Raw genomic sequence first — 17792 nt, forward strand, 5'->3', positions numbered from 1 at the left:
CAGCTGCGCCAGGCGGCGGCGCTCGCGGCCGAGCTCGCGCAAAGCCGCGAGCGGCTCGCCGTGCTGGCCGCCGAGGCCGAGCGCAGCAGGGCGCAGCTCGCGGGGCTGCACGCGGAGCAGGCGCGCGAGGCCGAGCTGCGCGAGAAGGCGCTGCAGTGGCAGGCGCAGCTCAAGGACGAGCTGAAGCTTGCCGAGGTGCCCAGGGCGTATCGGGATCGGCTCCAGGAGGCGCTGCAGGAAAAGCGCGAGCTCGATCGGCTCGGGAAGCAGTACGGTGAGCAGCAGGCGGAGCTGGCCCGGCGGCAGGCCGAGCTGGAACGGCTGAAGCAATCGCTGGCGGCGCTGGAGCTTACGGAGAAAGAATGGGAGAGTCGGGGAGCAGTCTGGTTGGAACGGTTAGCTTCGTTACATACGGCATGTTTTCAAACCGAACAAAGGCTATCGGCGCTTCTGGGCCAAATCCCCGACGAAATCTCCAGGCTCAAGAGCATGCAAAAGCAGGCCGAACGAACGGCCATGGCCAATGCGCTGGCGGCACATTTGCATGACGGCGAGGCTTGTCCGGTTTGCGGCTCGTCGGTTCATCCGAAGCCGGCTGTGGAGCGCGGGGAGCTGACAGCCGTACAGAGCGGGGAAGACATGCATCACACGGCCGTGGCACAGCTGGAGCGGCTGCAGGACGATGTCCGGAGAAGGCAGCTTGATCTGCGCCAGCTGCTGCATGCTCTGCAGGCGATGGAGCAGCAGTGGAATCAGGCCGTCGATGAAGAAGTACGGCAGCCCCTGTCGGAAAAGCTGTCCGCGCATCATGAGGCGGCTGCGTCGCTTTCTGCTGAATTCGCAGGAGGGACGGGCGTTTTTGCCGATGAGCTTCAACTTTTGCTGGATACGTCTGCGAATGAACTTGAGCTTGCCCGCCGGGAAGCGCAGCAGCTTCAGCATGCGCTCCAAACGCTGCTGCAGGAGAAGCGGCAGCTGGTCAAGCAGCGTCATGATCTGGACGCCAGAGAACAAACGGCACGCGGCGTCTATGAAGCAGAAGCCCAAAAAGCGGCGGAAACGCGTGATTTGCTTCAAACGCTCAGCTCCGGCTGGACAAACAGGTTTCCGGACTACAGGCCGGAGGACGTTGCGGCATTGGCAGAGCGCTTGAAGCAGCAGGAGCAGTTGGCGGATGAGCTCAAAAGCCGGTTGGACAAAAGCGTGGAATTTTTGTCGGCCAAGCAAACGCGCATGGAGCAGCTGCTGCAGGAAGTGGGTGAAGCCGAGAAGCAAGCGGTCCGGATAACTGCGGAACAGCAAGCGCTGCAGCAGCACGTTGACGCGCAGGCCGAACGGCTCTATGCCTGGGTCGGCGATGAGGATGCCGGCGGTCTGGCCTCCGAGGCGCAGACCAGGCTGAATGAGCTGCGAACGGAAGCGCAAAGGACAGCGAAGCTGCTGGAAGAAATGCAGTCCGGGTATCAAGAGTCGGCCAAGACGGAATCCGCCGTTCGTCAGGCGGCGGAATCGGCGCGGCTGGCTTTGGAAGAAGCGGAAAGGGAATGGGCCCAGCAGTCGGAAGCGGAAGGTTTCTCTACGGTTCAGGAAGTGTCGGATGCGTTGATCTCGCCTGAACAGCAGCAGCAGTGGAGTGCCGAAGTCGAAGCTCACGGCAAGCTGGAGCATCAGCTGTCAGCCCGCTTGGCTGAGCTCGATCATGAGCTGGCGGGCCGTGAGGTCACGGATGACATGTGGGAGGCGATGGAGCGGGAGCTTGGCGAATGCAAGGCTCAGGATGAAGCGGCTCTGCAAACGATGGCCAAGGCGGAGAGGGATTGGGAGGATCTGCAGGCCAAACACCGGCGCTGGCGCGAACTGGAGTCGAAGCAGACAGCCTGCCGCAACGAGCTGGAACGGCTTGGCAAGCTTCAGAGCGTGCTTCGGGGCAACGCGTTCGTTGAATTTCTGGCGGAGGAGCAGCTGATGCATGTCAGCCGTGCGGCTTCCGAGCGATTAGGACAGCTAACCCGGCAAAGGTACGCGATTGAGGTGGACTCCGGCGGAGGCTTCGTCATGCGGGACGATGCGAATGGAGGGGTGCGCAGACCGGTGACTACGCTCTCGGGCGGCGAGACGTTCTTGACCTCGTTATCGCTTGCGCTGGCTCTTTCCATGCAAATTCAGCTCAAAGGCGAGCATCCGCTTGAGTTTTTCTTCCTTGACGAAGGTTTCGGTACGCTGGATCAGGAGCTGTTGGATACGGTCATTACGGCTCTCGAAAAACTGCATACGGACAAGCTGACGGTAGGCGTCATCAGCCACGTGCCTGAGCTGCGGGCCCGGCTTCCCAGACGGCTTGTGGTGCATCCCGCGGAGCCCGGCGGCCAAGGCAGCCGGATCTCGATTGAGATCATGTAAGGCTCCGGGATTCGGTAAACGGATCGTCTTTAGACATAAGCAGGCCTCTTCCGGCATACCTGTTGAATAGATAGAAGGACATGCATCATCTAGGGGGGACAATCATGCAGACATCTCATCGGAAGCCGGATCGGTGGCTTGGCCGTAAGGGATTCTTAGATCCCCGTTCGTTTACGGCTTCCGTATGCTGTAAAAAGGTTAAGCGTCTGCTGGCTGCAGCGCTTTGTGCCGGACTGTTATTCTCTCACGCCGAACCGATTTACGCCGATGCGATATGGGATCGATGGAAAGCGGCCGACGCTGCCGTGGCCAAAGGGAAGCCAGAGGATGCCGTACCGCATTGGGAGTTTTTGGTTCGTCACTATGCGTCGATTGGAGATTGGCAGAATGCGGCGCTGTTTTGCGGCAGACTCAATCAATATTTTGACCGGATGAAGGATTATGAGAAGGCGATTCACTACTACGAGCTGGAAAACGAGTACTGGCTCAAAGACGGAAAAGACTGGGGAGCCATCGATTTGCAGCGCGCGGAGCAAATACGTACCACCGTGGAGGCTTATATCAGCACCTCGGATACGGAAGAGTTGAAGCGGCTGGCCGCCCCGCCGGACGGACAGCTGGCGAAATTCGAGCCGGAATACGGGATTTATATCGGAATGTATACGGAACGCGACCCGCAGATGCATAATTACTACGATCGCTCAGAGACATTTTACGGGAAAAAACACGCGCTCTACCTGGTCTATACCCAGGTGGGAAAACCGTTTCCAAAACAGTATGTGACCAGGGCGAAGCAGGCGGGGGTCGCACTGCAGATCGCCTGGGAGCCGATGGACGGGCTTGATGCCGTTAAGGAAGAGACGGTCCGTCAATGGGCCCGTGAGGCAAAGGCTGCGGGCATTCCGATCTTTCTGCGTTACGCCAGCGAGATGAACGGCAATTGGGTCGTGTGGCACGGCGATCCGCAGAAATATATTCAAAGCTTCCGCATGGTTCATGACATCATGGAACAGGAAGCGCCGAATGTGGCCATGGTATGGAGTCCTGGGCAAGTGCCGATGTACTCGATAGCTCCTTATTATCCGGGAGATGCTTATGTCGATTGGGTAGGCGTCAGCCTTTACAGCGAGCCGTATGAGAACGGAGATCCCAAGCAGGGAAATATGCAGGCGACAAGCCCTGTGGAGCGGCTGGATTATTTGTACCGGACTTATGCCGGCCGGAAGCCGCTGATGATCAGTGAAACGGCCGTCTCCCATTACGCGAATCTTCCCCAGGAGTCGTTCACCGATTACGGACTGCTGAATTTGCAGCGGTTGTACGAAATTATGCCGTATAAGTATCCGCGGCTGAAGGCGATCACTTACTTCAATGTCAATCTGGAGATGAAGGAATCCAAAAACAACTATTTGCTCCGGGATAATGAAGCGATGATGAAGCTTTACAGCCGTATGATCGCTCCTCCGTATTATTTGACCAAAGTCGAGCAGGGGACCAGGCCTTCGGATCATGCCGGCCATGTGCCGTTAACCGCCCGGACGCCTATTGTCAAAAGAGCGAAAATTACGCCCTTCGTTAAAATTCCGGATGTCTATATCGGCAAGCTTGAATATTATTTAAACGGCAGGCTGCTGGATAGCCAAAGCGGACCGCCTTTCGGCATTGAGCTTAATGCGGGGGCCGTACCGGAGGGCTCCGTCTTTGAAATTGTTGTTTACAATAAGGACGGCCAAAGGAGCGGTTCAAAATCTTTCCCTTTGTCTTCCAGCGTGTCCGTGGTTGTAGACGGCAAGGATGTGAAGTTTGAGCAGCGGCCGGTCATCCGGGAAGGCTATACGTTGACGCCTCTGCGGGCGATATTGGAGTCGATGGGGGCCAAGGTGGAGTGGGATTCATCCACACGCACGGCAACCGCACGTAAGGGGAATGCGGTGGTGTCCATCCAAATCGGCAGCACCTTCGCGAACCGGAACGGGGAAACCGTGGCTCTCGAAATGCCGGCCCAATTGGTAAACGGGCATACCATGGTTCCGGCACGTTTTGTAGGCGAGGCCTTCGGCGGTGCTGTCAGCTGGGACGGCACAACGCGAACGGTGGAGATCCGAAGTGACGGTCAAGCACCGGCCGCAAAGGTCGGCACAGCCGAGGATCGGCAGGAACAGGAAACCCTTGCCGCGAATACGACGACAGAAGACAAAAAGAATTTGGGGTCGGTGGCGGGGGCTGTTTTCGGATGGTTCAAGCTGCAAGTCGCCAAAGCGTTCAAGCTGTTTAACGATGCGGCGTAGGCAAGTGTTCCCAGCTCCTTGCTCCTGCCATATCGTCGTTTTTTCATATAACACAAGGGCCGTCCCTCAGTCATCCAGTTACTCCATCAGGTTGACTTATGGGACGGCCCCTCTTATTCATCCCTATGCACCGATCTTCTTCAGTTCGGGATCTTCCAATATCGCTTTGGCAGCCAGCATAGCACTTGAGAATGCGCGCTCCGCCAGTTCCCCCTTGCCTTCACAGCCATCGCCGCAGAAATAAAACGGAACGTTCTCGATGCGATGGGGCAGCAGACGATTCCCCGAAATATTCTTTACGCTGGCAACCATCGCTTTTTTCGATACGCGTTTGACTTCCGTCGCCTCGCGCCAGCCGGGATAATATTTGTCGAACAAGGCTTCCATTTGTTTGGTCTTATTGTCCAGGTAAGCTTTGCGTTCGGCTTCGTCGACAAATTTGTCGTTCAGGTAAGCGATCCCTTGAAGCAGTTGGCCTCCGTCGGGAACCAACGTATGGTCGGTTGCCGACACATCGCTGATAAACAGCTTATTGTCCATATCGCTGATATAACTGAACGGCCTGGCCACAACCTGTTTCAAGCCCACGTCGTATACCATAACCTCTGTCGCGGTATTATCCTCGTACGGAGACAGGAACGGTTCCCATGGCGTAGCCTTGAGCAGCTTGCACACTTGCTGTACAGGCATGGCGAAAACGACGCGATCGAAAGGCAGCTCCCTTTTTTTCGTTTGCAGCCAAAATTTGCGATCCGCATAACGAATGCCTTCCACGCCTTCCTGAAGGGCGATTTCCCAGCGGCCGCCCAGCTCTATTTTTTGCTTGAGCTGGTTTGTGATAACGGCCCAGCTGCCTAAAACATAATTCACCGGTTTTCCGGACAGAAACAGGTTATGGTAATACTCGCTAATGACCGCTCCGGGTACTTTTCTGGCTTCCTCCGGAGTAATGAAAAAGTTCGAGCATACGAGATGCTCCCACAATTCCTTGACATCCTCGTCAGCATCGGATTGAGCCAAATAATCCCCGAGGGTCTCGTAGTTCCGCACATGGTGAATGTTAGCGATAATCGCTGTAATCTCCCCGACAAAGCGAACCTTCTGGATGGGGTTCAACAGTTCGGTTCTCATCAAATTGACAAAATCGAGCGGAGCAGGCGTCAGCTGTCCGTTCTTGGCATACATGACTCTGCGTTTATCGACCTGCTTGGAGCTGAAGGAAAGTCCCAACTCCTTTTCCATCACGGACAAGGTATGACGATCGATGCCATAAACGGCATGTGCCCCGTAGTTTAACGTAAAGCCCGCCTTTTCATAAGTAAACGCTCTGCCTCCGAGCTGCGGACTCCGCTCGAATAAAACCCCCTCGATACCGGGGCTCTCCGATAAATATGCGGCTGCGGTCAAGCCCGCCAGACCGCCTCCAATGACAGCCACCTTCATAACATGTTCCCCTCCCCGATCCGGTTCGACCAACAACGTATCCGCCTTCTGATTTGCGCGGATTCCGGCCCAAACTGGTGCTAATTGCTGGCGCATAAGTTCCTTCAAATCATCTTCATCCTGTAAACACCACAGCATTAATGTTCCGAGATAGGCCGCCACCAGCGTTCTCGCTTTGTGCGAATCCTGCAGCCGGAGCAGTAGACATTCATACAGCAAGCGGTTTTGTTCCTCGAACGCGGCTTTGAGCGTATGGTTTTGCATCGATAAAGCAATCCAGCTCCGCATGAGTTTGGATGAATGCTGCAGATTCTCAGCCAAGCTGATAAGAAGTCCGTTGATTTGGCTTTCCAAGGCGTTCTCCGTTGCAGGCGGGCGGTTTGCCCACGCTTGAATGATGGATATCTGCTTCCTCGGAATTTCCAGAAGAATTTCGTCCTTGCTTTCAAAATAATGATAAAACGTTCCTTTGGAAGTATTTGTCGACCTGATAATATCGTCTACCGAAACTTTCTCATAACCGTGCTCGATAAACAGCTTCAAGGCGACTTCCATCATATATTCGCGTTTTTTCCGGGTTGCGGCACGCATGAATTTGTTCATGAAATCCCCACCTCGAAACGTGCTGGAAACCATTATAAATGAATTTAGACTCACGGTCTATCATTAAATTAGACTTCCAGTCTATATTTTAGCACAAAACGTTGCTTTGCAGACAATCTTCAGTATTTGTTAAATATAATAACATTACTTTAAGAAGAACCAAAAAAAGAAATATGGTACAGATTAAACGTTGTAATTTGACGTGTGTTTTTGTATTTTACTTAAAATGATGTTCCTTTTATGTTATTATATATGACATTAAAATGTGGGCGAAGGGATGTTGGCATTCTCGCGATGGAGTTCTGGCAAGCGGGCGGAGGATACTGCTGGCACGAGCGGAAGCTGGTGGAGGAAAGCAAGCTTGCGGAATGCTTTGCGATACTGGAGAACGGGCTGCGCACGGAGCGGGATATAGCCTGTTTCGAGGCGCTGAAGGCAGCCTGGAGGCAATTTTCAATCATCAAAGACCAGATCGCGCAGTGGATGCTTGAAGGGGAGTTTGAGAAGGCTAAGCAGGCGCTGGCCAATCACGGTCGTGAACGGTTTAAGCAAGCGGTGGACCTGGTTGTGGAATGGATGGAGCATTAAGTTTAAAATAATGAAAAAAGACATGTTTACAAGCGTTGTTTTCTATTGGATTTTTGAAGTCCGATTCGTTATGATATAATGGTAAAATTACTCATGGGACGAAAAGAGGTGGACATCCATGGACTGCATTTTTTGCAAAATCGTCGAGGGCGCCATTCCATCGAAAAAAGTGTTCGAGAATGAACATGTTGTGGCTTTTCACGATATTCAGCCTGCCGCCCCCGTACATATCCTGATCATTCCCAAGAAACATATTTCTTCGATGAATGATGTGGAGTCGGAAGACTGGTATTTGCTTGGGGAAATTCATTCCGCCGCTCAGCAAATCGCCAGGGAGCAGGGGGTTGCTGAAACGGGGTATCGGCTGATCAACAACTGCGGGCCGGATAGCGGGCAAGTCGTTTTTCATATCCACTATCACCTGCTCGGAGGGGAGAAACTCGGCGCGCTGAATGCAAGGTAATACGGTTCCGAAGCTTTGCTTATCCATTGCTTTGATCAGGTTGACACCCAGTTTTGTTTTCGCCTATAATGAAGTTTGACGAATGTCTTTAGTTGTCTTGGACGGTCTGTTCGGAGGGAGGGAAAACTGGTGTCAGAAACTCGAGTTCGCAAGAACGAAACTATAGATGCTGCACTTCGTCGCTTTAAGCGTTCTATCGCTAAAGACGGCGTTTTGGCGGAGGTTAAAAAACGCAAGCATTATGAGAAGCCAAGCGTAAAGCGCAAGAAGAAGTCAGAGGCTGCTCGTAAGAGAAAGTTCTAGGAGGCTTAATCAATGAGCTTAAGCGAGAGATTAAACGATGACATGAAGCTTGCGATGAAGAGTCAAGATAAGTTTAAACTCTCCGTAATCCGTATGGTTCGTGCAGCTATCAAGAATATCGAGATAGATCAGCGTAAAACCTTAGATGACCAAGAAGTACTTGACGTCCTGAATCGTGAGATCAAACAGCGCAAAGATTCCCTCCAAGAATTTGAAAAGGCCGGTCGTGATGATTTGGCGGAAAACCTGAAGGCAGAGATTGCCGTACTGATGGAGTACATGCCGCAGCAGTTATCCGATGAAGAAGTAAAAGCCATTGTACAGCAGACCATCCAGGAAGTGGGAGCTTCTTCAAAAGCGGATATGGGTAAAGTCATGGGCGCATTAATGCCGAAGGTAAAAGGGCGGGCTGACGGCAAGCTTGTCAATCAGCTTGTCCAACAGCTATTGTCTTAACAACAACGAGGAACACTCCGTAACAGGAGTGTTTTTCTTCATTTTAGGATATTTTATGAATCAAATACGTCCCTGGCGCGTATTACCGGATAGACTGATCAATAACAGAGAAAAGGAGGTAAAGCCATGCGGGTTGGAGCCGGTGAATCAAAAAGTCAGTTTTGGCAAAGAATGGTCACCTTGATGCTGGCGTTGACGCTGATGATGCCGGTGCTGTTTATGGGCCTGCCGGATTTCAAGACCGCCCATGCGGAGACGAAGCCTCTTGCGGCACCGGTTGTCGTCATTCCGGTACACCACACGGTGGAAAACGGGCTGTACAATTTCCTAGAACGTGCGTTCCGTGAAGCGGAAGAGATGAACGCGCTTCATATCGTGCTCGACATCAACACGTTCGGAGGACGCATTGACTCGGCACAGGAAATCGGCCAGCTGATCAAGAATAGCCCTGTTCCGACCATCGCTTATATACGAGGCAAGGCGATCTCGGCCGGCAGTTATATCGCGTTAAATGCGGAGCAGATTGCTATGGAACCGGGCAGCTCGATCGGAGCGGCGGCGATTGTCGATATTACCGGTAACGAGATTGAGGATACGAAAGCCATCTCTACCTGGTCCGGACTCATGAAAGGCGCGGCCGAAATGCGCGGGCGCAATTCGCAAATTGCCGAAGCGATGGTAGATAAGAATGTCGGCGTGACAATGCCCGAAATCGGCAGGACCGTGCCGAAGGGCGAAATCGTTACTTTGACTTCACAGGAAGCGTTAAAGGTCGGATATGCGGAAACCATTGCAGCAAGTCTGGATGAGGTCGTCAAGTTTATCGGCGGAGAGAATCATCCGCTGATTACGATGGAGCTTACTGTGGCTGAAAGAATAGCCCGCTTTGTGACCGAGCCGTGGGTGGCCACTCTGCTGCTGCTGATCGGCATTGCTGGGGTTGCGGTCGAGATTTTCGTACCGGGGTTTGGTCTTCCTGGTATTTTGGGAGTGCTCGGCTTCGGATTGTACTTTTTCGGCCATTACATCGCGGGTTTCGCAGGGGCTGAGGATATTGCTCTGTTTGTGGCCGGCATCATTTTGCTTTTTCTGGAAATTTTCGTTTCAAGCTTTGGCATTCTGGGCATCCTTGGAGCGCTCTGTTTGTTCAGCGGAGTGGTTTTGTCAGCCTATAATAAGCAAATGGCCGCGTGGAGCCTTGGGATCGCTTTTGTATTGGCGGTTGTGATTGTGGTCATTGTGATCCGGATATTCAGGCACCGGGGCGTTTGGAACCGGTTCATCCTGAGTGAGAAGCTGACTGCGGAGGAAGGATACGTTTCCGCTTCGTCCCGCAAGGAATTGCTTGGCCAAACCGGTCATGCGCTTACGCCGCTGCGGCCTGCCGGAACGGCGGTTTTCGGCGAGGAGCGTGTGGACGTGGTCACGTCGGGCGATTTTATTCCGGCCGGACGGACAGTCAAGGTCATTCAGGTCGACGGTTCGCGAATCGTTGTTAAAGAGATGAAAGAATGATTGAAAATTGGAGATAGGATGGTGCTTGTATGGATACTACCCTGATTACGTTCTTATTGCTTGCGGCGGTTGCGATCATCGTGCTGTCGGTGTTTTTCACCTTTGTCCCGGTGATGCTGTGGATTTCGGCACTCGCTTCCGGCGTGCGGATCGGCATTATTACGCTTGTGGCCATGCGCCTTCGCCGCGTTATTCCGAGCCGGATCGTCAACCCGATGATTAAAGCGACCAAAGCCGGTTTGGATTTAACGATTAATCAGCTGGAGAGCCACTTCTTGGCGGGCGGTAACGTAGATCGCGTCGTGAATGCGCTTATTGCGGCGCACCGCGCCAACATTCATTTGGAGTTTGCACGGGCGGCTGCGATTGATCTGGCGGGCCGTGATGTCTTGCAGGCGGTACAAATGAGCGTCAACCCGCGTGTGATTGAAACGCCTACGGTTTCTGCCGTAGCCAAAGACGGTATTGAAGTGAAGGTTATTGCAAGAGTAACGGTTAGGGCCAACATCGACCGGCTTGTCGGGGGAGCCGGGGAAGAGACGATCATCGCCCGCGTAGGTGAGGGGATCGTTACTACAGTCGGTTCCAGCAATTCGCATAAGGACGTGCTTGAAAACCCGGATTTGATTTCGCGTACGGTATTGGGCAAAGGGTTGGATGCCGGTACGGCTTTTGAGATTTTATCCATCGATATTGCCGATGTGGACGTGGGCAAAAACATTGGCGCCCAGCTGCAAACGGAGCAGGCGGAAGCCGACAAGCAGATCGCGCAAGCCAAAGCGGAAGAGCGCCGAGCGATGGCCGTTGCTTTGGAGCAGGAAATGAACGCGCGCGTCGTCGAGATGAAGGCTAAAGTGGTTGAAGCCGAATCTCAGGTTCCTCAGGCGATGGCCGATGCGCTTCGCGAAGGCAAGATCGGCGTGATGGATTATATGAACCTGAAAAACATCGAAGCCGATACCCAAATGCGCGCCGGTCTTGGAAAAATGAACAACCCGGATAAGAACAGCGGGGATGCTTAAGCGTCTTCCGTTCGGAAAGGCGGGATATAATCGTGGGTTTAATCGAATTCATTCTCGACAACTGGTTCATTCTGGTGATTATTTATATTGGACTAAGCACGTTTATGAAAACCAAACGGGGCGGGGATGAACCAAAGGATCAGCCGGGCCGGCCTGCGAGGCCGGTTCCCCAGGGTATGCCTCCGTTCGGCGGGGACGGGCCCGGCCGGGCTAAACACGTTCAAGGGCGGCAGGAGCCCAAGGCTGTTCCGGCTCCGGAGGCCAGAGCGGCTGCTGCTCCGGAACCCCGTCAGGAGCCTGCCAGAGCTCAAGCTCCGCGGCCCAGACCTGCGCAGCGAACGCCGGCATCCGGGTTCCCGGGGTCTTCCGTACCGGTGCAAAGTCCCGTGAAGGCCTCATTCCGTGCTACGTCTGAAGATTTGGCGCGCGGCGTGCTGTGGGCCGAGATTTTGGGTCCGTCGCGAGCCAAACGTCCTTATCGGCGGTGAAGCTCAAGAAGCACCGTATCACTGATCTGTTGATCAGCGGTACGGTGCTTTTTTGTTGGCGGTGGACGATATCCGGGAGCGATAAGCCAGTTCAACGGGCATATTTTCAAATTCCGGGCATATGGTGTAATTAGCCGTGTTCTGGCTTTTGGATGCCCGAAGGGCAGCTTACGGAGGAGGTAACGTATGCGCAGATTGACACGCAGATTCAATCAATGGACCGCCAAACTGCTCGACCTGCCTCAGGACGTGGTGATGGACTTGCCCCGCATGACGATGATCGGAAACGTACAGCTGTACATTGAAAATCACCGGGGTGTTCTGCATTTCTCAAGCGACTTGCTTACGCTGGCTTTGACGAAAGGCCGGATTGAGGTATACGGATCACAGCTTGTTATCCGGGCGATCTTGTCGGAGGAAGTGTTTATTGAAGGCGTCATTCGAGATATCAAATACATTCCATAGCCTGGAAAGGGGAAGTCGTCCGTGAAATCATCGTTTATCCATCGACTGCGCGGTTATGTTTTGATCGAAGTAAGAGGCCGGCAGTTGGAAGAACTGATCAATCGCATGGCGGTCATGCAAATGTCCGTCTGGGACATTCATTATTCGGCGGAGCAGCAGGCCAAGATGTTCGTAACGATTCCCGACTTCTTCAGGCTTAGGCCGCTGTTGAAAGAGACAGGCTCCCGGATCCGAATCAAGGAAAGGCATGGGCTGCCTTTTTGGCTGGACAAGCTGGAGAAGCGCAAGTTTTTTGCTTTAGGGCTGCTCGGCTTCTTCATCGGCATCTATCTGCTTTCTTCCGTCGTATGGCAGATTCGGGTAGAAGGCAATGAAACGATTGAAACCGAAAGGATTTTGCAGGCGGCAGAGCGGGAAGGAATCCATAAGCTGCAGTGGAAATTCAGGCTGAAAGAGCCGGAGGCGCTGTCCAGATCGCTGCTGAGCCAACTGCCTGGCATCGCTTGGGTCGGGGTGGAGGTTCGAGGCACCCATGTGATCATTAAAATTGTTGAGGCTACGATTCCTGAGACGCCGCAGCTGCTCAGCCCGCGTCATCTGGTCGCGTCCAAAAATGCGATGGTCACCGAAATATTTGCGGAAAAAGGCAAACCCGTCGTGAAGCCCAATGCTTATGTGCGCAAAGGAGATATTCTGATCTCCGGTATTCTGGGGGATGAGGCGCATCAGCAAACGGTTGTCGCCCAGGGCAAGGTAAAGGGGCTGGTATGGTACAAGCCTGCTGTCGAGGTACCGCTTGTCTGGCAGTACAAAACGTACACGGGAGAAAGCAAAACCCGTTCCTTTCTCGTTATCGGCAGCCGCGGTGTGCAGATGAGTGGTTACGGCAAAATTCCGTTCGAACAGCATGAAACGCTGCCCGAACAAAAAATGCTGACTTGGCGAAATTATACGCTTCCGATCGGTTGGCTACGCGAAAAAATCATGGAAGTGAGGCTGGAACAACGGCAGGTTGATCCGAAGGAAGCATCGGCTATCGGACTCGAGCAGGCCAGAGGGCAAATTTTGGCCGCCGCAGGCAAAGAATCTCGAATTCTATCCGAAAAAATTTTGCATGAAAAGACGGAGAGTGGTAAAGTTTATATGGAAATACTTTTTGAAGTAGAAGAATCGATTGCTGTTGAACAGCCGATCGTGCCATAACTCTATAGACGCAGACGTTTTCGGAAGTACAATATTCCGAAAACCCGGAGGAGAGATAAAACCTGTTGACAGACCAAGCAACCGTGAAAGTGGCACTAAAAAATACGGCCGAAGGACTCGCCTTGTTCGGGCCGCAGGACAAATTCTTACAACTGATTGAAAAGGAAATGCCGGCTCGGATCTTTACGCGTGAAGAAGAAATTGTAGTGCAGGGTTCAGTCGAGGTGACGGCTCGTTTGGAGCATTTGTTCACCGTACTGCTTACGCTGATACGCAACCAATACACGTTGACTGAACGTGATGTGAATTATGCGATGGACCTCGCCAAAGAGATGAAAGCAGACCAGCTGCTGGATTTGTTCAAGGGTGAAATCGCCGTTACGCATAAAGGGAAACCGATCCGGGTAAAAACCATTGGCCAAAAACAATACGTGGATGAAATCAGGAAGAAGGATATCGTCTTCGGTATCGGCCCGGCTGGAACGGGGAAAACGTATATTGCCGTCGTTCTTGCCGTCGCGGCGCTGAAGGAAGGTAAAATCAAGCGGATCGTCCTCACCCGTCCTGCGGTGGAAGCAGGAGAAAGCCTGGGCTTTTTGCCGGGAGATCTTCAGGAAAAGGTTGACCCTTATTTACGGCCATTGTATGATGCTCTTAATGATGTCTTGGGTCCTGAGCAGGTCGCGAAAACAATGGAGCGCGGATTGATCGAGATCGCACCGCTCGCTTATATGCGCGGAAGAACGCTGGACGATTCGTTTATCATATTGGACGAAGCGCAAAATACGACCCCGGAACAGATGAAGATGTTTTTGACCCGCCTGGGCTTCGGCTCCAAGATGGTGATCACCGGTGACGTCACCCAGATCGATTTGCCTCGGGGTAAATCATCCGGGCTTGTGGAAGCGCAGCGTATTCTGCGGTCGATCGAAGAAATCGGCTTTATCTCATTTGATGAACAGGACGTAGTGAGACACTCATTGGTGCAAAAAATCATCGTAGCCTATAATGAGGATAAAGAAGGCTGAGAAAGGGCTGACCTTTCGTCATGAAAAACCTCGTTTCCATTCCAGGCAAATTTCAATATCGGCTTACCGGTTGGAGACACAGCGCCGTAGTGCGCTTTCTTCTGTTTGTCTTGCTTGCGCTTGTGTTTTATTTAACGATGTTCCATCAAGTCGTGCCTCAAACCTATGATATTACATTAAATTCCATTGCGGAGAAAGATATTCTCGCAACCAGAGCAATCAAGAACAACGCAGCCACCGAACAAGCAAGAGAAGAAGCCGCACAGCGCGTGCAGCCGGTCTACACCATTGTGCCGCTCAGAAACGAACTTGCCGTAGGAGCGATTTTTGAAAAGCTGCAGCAGATCAACAGTGATACGGATGTGTCCCAGACGGATAAGGTCAGCATTTATAAGACGGTCATTCCAACCTTGATCCAGGACCATCTTGATCGCCAATTAATGAACTATATGAACAGCGGTCAATACAGCGACCAGTTGTTTACGGAGATGAACAAGAGCTTCCGTGAGCAGCAGTATCGGATACCGGAGGAAGCGTTTTATAAAATTCCAAGGTTGTCCGCAGAGGATCTGACTGCGATGGAGCCTGTAGCCAAAGAGATCGTAAGCAAGCTGATGAACGATCAGATTGTGGATGCGCAGGCGGCCCGCGTAAAGGTTCCTGAGCTGGTGAACGCTTCGACCTTAACGAAGAGCCTGACGCGCGAACTGGTGCAGGAGCTTGTCCGGGCGGCACTGACGCCCAATAAATTTTACGACCAGAAGGGGACAGAAGAGGCCAGGGCCCACGCGCGCGACAACGTGAAGGAAATATATATAAACAAAAATGAGGTACTGGTATCCAAGGGTGAAAAAATTACGGAGGAAGTATACAACCGTCTTGCCGAGCTTGAATTGCTTAAGGATGATACCAGCTCATGGCCGAATATAGGGCTTCTATTATTTGTTATTTTATGCTGCCTCGTCCTTTTCATGTATGTCCGCCAAAGCACCCTTCCGGTAAAGCATAACAACGTTCAGTTGCTGATGCTGATCTTGATTATCATTCTGACGCTGGGATTGATGAAAGTGTTCTCTATGGCGCAAAGCCTGGACTTCCCTTTTATCGGTTATTTGGCGCCGACCGCGATGGGAGCCATATTGATCACGATTTTGCTTAACGCTCAGCTGGCCTTTATCTCGTCGGTCCTGTTCAGTGTCATCGCCAGCGTCGTCTTTAACTCGGATCAGCTGTTTCCGTTCGATTTCAAATATGGCTTGCTGACGCTGACCTGCTCCTTTGCCGCGATTTTCTCCATCCAAAGAGCCAGCCGGCGTTCCTCAATCCTGAGGGCGGGCTTCATGGTCTCGTTGTTCGGTCTTGTGCTTGTTGCGTCGCTGCTGATGCTGGATGATGATATCACGCAAAAAGACGCGCTTTTTGCTGCTTCTTTTGTGGTTGGCGGGGGCTTGTTAACGGCGGTTCTCGTCATCGGCCTGCTTCCGTTCTTTGAAATGGCGTTCGGCATTCTGTCGCCGTTGAAGCTCGTGGAGCTGTCGAACCCGAATCACCCGCTGCTGCGGAAGCTGCTTACCGAGACGCCGGGAACCTATCACCACAGCGTTATGGTCGGCAATCTGTCCGAAGCTGCGGCGGAGGCGATCGGAGCGGATGGTTTGCTCTGCCGGGTGGGAGCCTATTATCACGATATCGGCAAGACCAAGCGTCCGAGTTACTTTATCGAGAATCAGACGAACATTGAAAATCCGCACGACAAAATCGATCCTGCGCTCAGTAAATCGATTATCGTAGCGCATGCCCGGGACGGCGTCGAAATGCTGAAGGAATATAACATCCCTAAGCCGATTCGCGATATTGCGGAACAGCATCACGGTACGACGCTGCTGCAATATTTTTATCACAAGGCGAAGAAGCAGGCGGAAGAGAAGGGTGAAAAGCCGCCGGAGGAAAGCGAGTACCGGTATCCCGGTCCCAATGCGCAGACGAAGGAAACGGCGATTGTCGGCATTGCCGATTGTGTGGAAGCCGCCGTCCGTTCTTTGCGTAACCCGACCGTGGAGCAGATTGATACGATGGTTCGTAAAATTATTAAAAGCCGCCTGGATGACGGACAATACAATGAATGCGATTTGACGATTAAAGAGCTGGACCAGATTGCCAAGACGCTGAACGAAGCTTTGCTGGGCATCTTTCATTCAAGAATCGAATACCCGACCGAAATGCCGTCTCAAAAGGCGGATTCGGCAAGAAAGAATACGGACAAGACAGATGAGGTGAAGCCATGAGCCTTACGCTTTCATGGAACAATGAACAAGAGCAGTATGAGATTACGCATGCCCTGATTGAAAAGCTGGAGGAACTGCTCCGGTTGGCAGGCACCCTGGAACAGTTGACGGACGGCGAAGTGGCGCTGACGTTTACGGACGACGCTGCCATACAGGAGCTGAATAAGCAATACCGCGGCTTGGATAAACCGACCGATGTCCTGTCATTCTCCATGCAGGAATTGGGCGACGAGGAAATGGAAATCATCTACGGAGATGAGGATGACGCATTTGAGGACGATCCGGCGGAGAACAGGGGTGACGAAGACGAGGGCTTTGAAGAGCCTCTCGGCGATATCATCATCTCGGTGCCCCGGGCTGTGGAACAAGCTGCCGACTATGGTCATTCCATCGATCGGGAGCTCGGCTTCCTGTTCGTGCATGGATTCCTTCATTTGATCGGATACGACCATCAGGACGAGGAAGAAGAGCGGGTCATGTTCGGCAAGCAAGAGCAGATTTTGCAGCAGGCGGGTCTAACGCGGTGAAGCAGCCGGTCAAATGGCATCGCAGCTTCCGTTACGCTTATGAAGGAATCAAATATGCTCTGGCCACCCAACGGAATATGAAATTTCATTTTTTCGCGGGACTCGCTGCGTTAGTACTGGCGTTGTTTTTTAAGCTTTCCAAAACAGACATATTGTTCATTCTGTTGGCCGTGACGCTCATGTTCATGACGGAGCTGATCAATACCGCCGTGGAAAAAACGGTCGATTTGGCCATGCCGGAGCTTCATCCGTTAGCCAAAATCGCAAAAGATGTAGCTGCAGCCTCCGTATTGGCGACTGCAGCTTTTGCCGCTGTTACAGGCATGATCGTGTTCTACGAGCCATTGGACCGGTTATTGCGGACGGCCCGCGCGGCGGAAGGGCATGCTTTGACCGCAGCCAGCGTGTGGATCTTGCTTGCTCTGGTTGTCCTTACGGCAATCGTAGCGCAGACCCGCTTCTCGGATAAAGGAGTTTGGTTCAAACCGAGCCTCCTGACATCGGTTGCATTTGCCATCGCCAGCTTGATTGCCGTCAGAGTGCAGGACACACTGGCGGTGCTGCTCGGATTTTTACTCGCCGGCGTGCTTTTGCTGGCCCTGTACGACAAACGGAAGCGAAGCTTCGGTTCGCTGATTCTCGGTGCGCTGCTCGGAAGCTTTATTACGATATTGGCTTTTTACCTGTTTTCTATATAATGGGCGATCTCTGCCTG

The 17792-nt window shown here is 52.7% G+C and carries 16 protein-coding genes; 15 read left to right on the forward strand and 1 reads right to left on the reverse strand.

All coding sequences use genetic code 11. The features are described 5' to 3' along the window. Positions 1–516: 516 nt before the first annotated feature. Together NR121_RS10355 and NR121_RS10360 are read left to right on the forward strand one after the other, a co-directional pair. The gene (locus NR121_RS10355; protein WP_256846831.1) at positions 517–2400 is read left to right on the forward strand and encodes an SbcC/MukB-like Walker B domain-containing protein; all 1884 of its coding nucleotides are present in this window, start codon (positions 517–519) and stop codon (positions 2398–2400) included. 104 nt (positions 2401–2504) lie between these two features. Beyond that, complete coding sequence (locus tag NR121_RS10360) at positions 2505–4688, forward strand: stalk domain-containing protein (RefSeq protein WP_256831166.1); 2184 nt, start codon at positions 2505–2507, stop codon at positions 4686–4688. Positions 4689–4811: 123 nt separating this feature from the next. Here the strand turns inward: NR121_RS10360 and NR121_RS10365 are convergent, their stop codons facing one another. Beyond that, positions 4812–6734, reverse strand: coding sequence for an FAD-dependent oxidoreductase (locus NR121_RS10365; RefSeq protein ID WP_062407549.1), 1923 nt, complete (start codon positions 6732–6734; stop codon positions 4812–4814). A 294-nt stretch (positions 6735–7028) separates the two neighbouring features. On the opposite strand from NR121_RS10365, the gene NR121_RS10370 reads away from it, so the two are divergent. From NR121_RS10370 to NR121_RS10430, 13 genes are all read left to right on the forward strand, one after another. After that, complete coding sequence (locus tag NR121_RS10370; protein ID WP_137670490.1) at positions 7029–7322, forward strand: hypothetical protein; 294 nt, start codon at positions 7029–7031, stop codon at positions 7320–7322. Positions 7323–7440: 118 nt separating this feature from the next. Continuing rightward, the gene (locus tag NR121_RS10375; RefSeq protein ID WP_062407552.1) at positions 7441–7785 is read left to right on the forward strand and encodes a histidine triad nucleotide-binding protein; all 345 of its coding nucleotides are present in this window, start codon (positions 7441–7443) and stop codon (positions 7783–7785) included. A gap of 129 nt (positions 7786–7914) precedes the next feature. Continuing rightward, positions 7915–8088 carry a 30S ribosomal protein S21 gene (rpsU, locus tag NR121_RS10380; RefSeq protein WP_010491812.1) on the forward strand — a complete coding sequence of 58 codons (174 nt, stop codon included), beginning with the start codon at positions 7915–7917 and terminating at the stop codon, positions 8086–8088. Between the two features lie 12 nt (positions 8089–8100). Beyond that, positions 8101–8544, forward strand: coding sequence for a GatB/YqeY domain-containing protein (locus NR121_RS10385; protein WP_054820180.1), 444 nt, complete (start codon positions 8101–8103; stop codon positions 8542–8544). Positions 8545–8670: 126 nt separating this feature from the next. Next, on the forward strand, positions 8671–10059 hold the full coding sequence (locus NR121_RS10390; protein ID WP_256831168.1) for an NfeD family protein: 1389 nt from the start codon (positions 8671–8673) through the stop codon (positions 10057–10059). 29 nt (positions 10060–10088) lie between these two features. Next, positions 10089–11081 carry a flotillin-like protein FloA gene (floA, locus tag NR121_RS10395; RefSeq protein ID WP_062407554.1) on the forward strand — a complete coding sequence of 331 codons (993 nt, stop codon included), beginning with the start codon at positions 10089–10091 and terminating at the stop codon, positions 11079–11081. Positions 11082–11113: 32 nt separating this feature from the next. Further along, entirely contained in the window at positions 11114–11569 is a 456-nt protein-coding gene (locus tag NR121_RS10400) for a hypothetical protein (protein WP_062407556.1), read from the forward strand. 186 nt (positions 11570–11755) lie between these two features. Next, a complete protein-coding gene (gene yqfC, locus NR121_RS10405) occupies positions 11756–12034 on the forward strand; it encodes a sporulation protein YqfC (protein ID WP_054819392.1) in 279 nt (92 codons plus the stop codon). Between the two features lie 21 nt (positions 12035–12055). Further along, the gene (gene yqfD, locus NR121_RS10410; RefSeq protein ID WP_074726978.1) at positions 12056–13237 is read left to right on the forward strand and encodes a sporulation protein YqfD; all 1182 of its coding nucleotides are present in this window, start codon (positions 12056–12058) and stop codon (positions 13235–13237) included. 65 nt (positions 13238–13302) lie between these two features. After that, complete coding sequence (locus NR121_RS10415) at positions 13303–14265, forward strand: PhoH family protein (protein ID WP_074726977.1); 963 nt, start codon at positions 13303–13305, stop codon at positions 14263–14265. A 20-nt stretch (positions 14266–14285) separates the two neighbouring features. Next, on the forward strand, positions 14286–16550 hold the full coding sequence (locus NR121_RS10420) for an HD family phosphohydrolase (RefSeq protein ID WP_256831169.1): 2265 nt from the start codon (positions 14286–14288) through the stop codon (positions 16548–16550). Continuing rightward, positions 16547–17077 (forward strand): rRNA maturation RNase YbeY, encoded by a 531-nt coding sequence (gene ybeY, locus NR121_RS10425; protein WP_054819393.1) that lies wholly within the window; start codon positions 16547–16549, stop codon positions 17075–17077. Before NR121_RS10420 ends, ybeY begins: the two co-directional genes overlap by 4 nt. Beyond that, positions 17074–17775, forward strand: a complete 702-nt coding sequence (locus tag NR121_RS10430; protein WP_256831170.1) for a diacylglycerol kinase family protein — start codon at positions 17074–17076, stop codon at positions 17773–17775. The genes ybeY and NR121_RS10430 overlap by 4 nt, the downstream gene beginning before the upstream one ends. Positions 17776–17792 lie beyond the last annotated feature (17 nt).

The organism is Paenibacillus sp. Pae15 (assembly GCF_024519685.1).
Classification (GTDB): Bacteria; Bacillota; Bacilli; order Paenibacillales; family NBRC-103111; genus Paenibacillus_G; species Paenibacillus_G naphthalenovorans.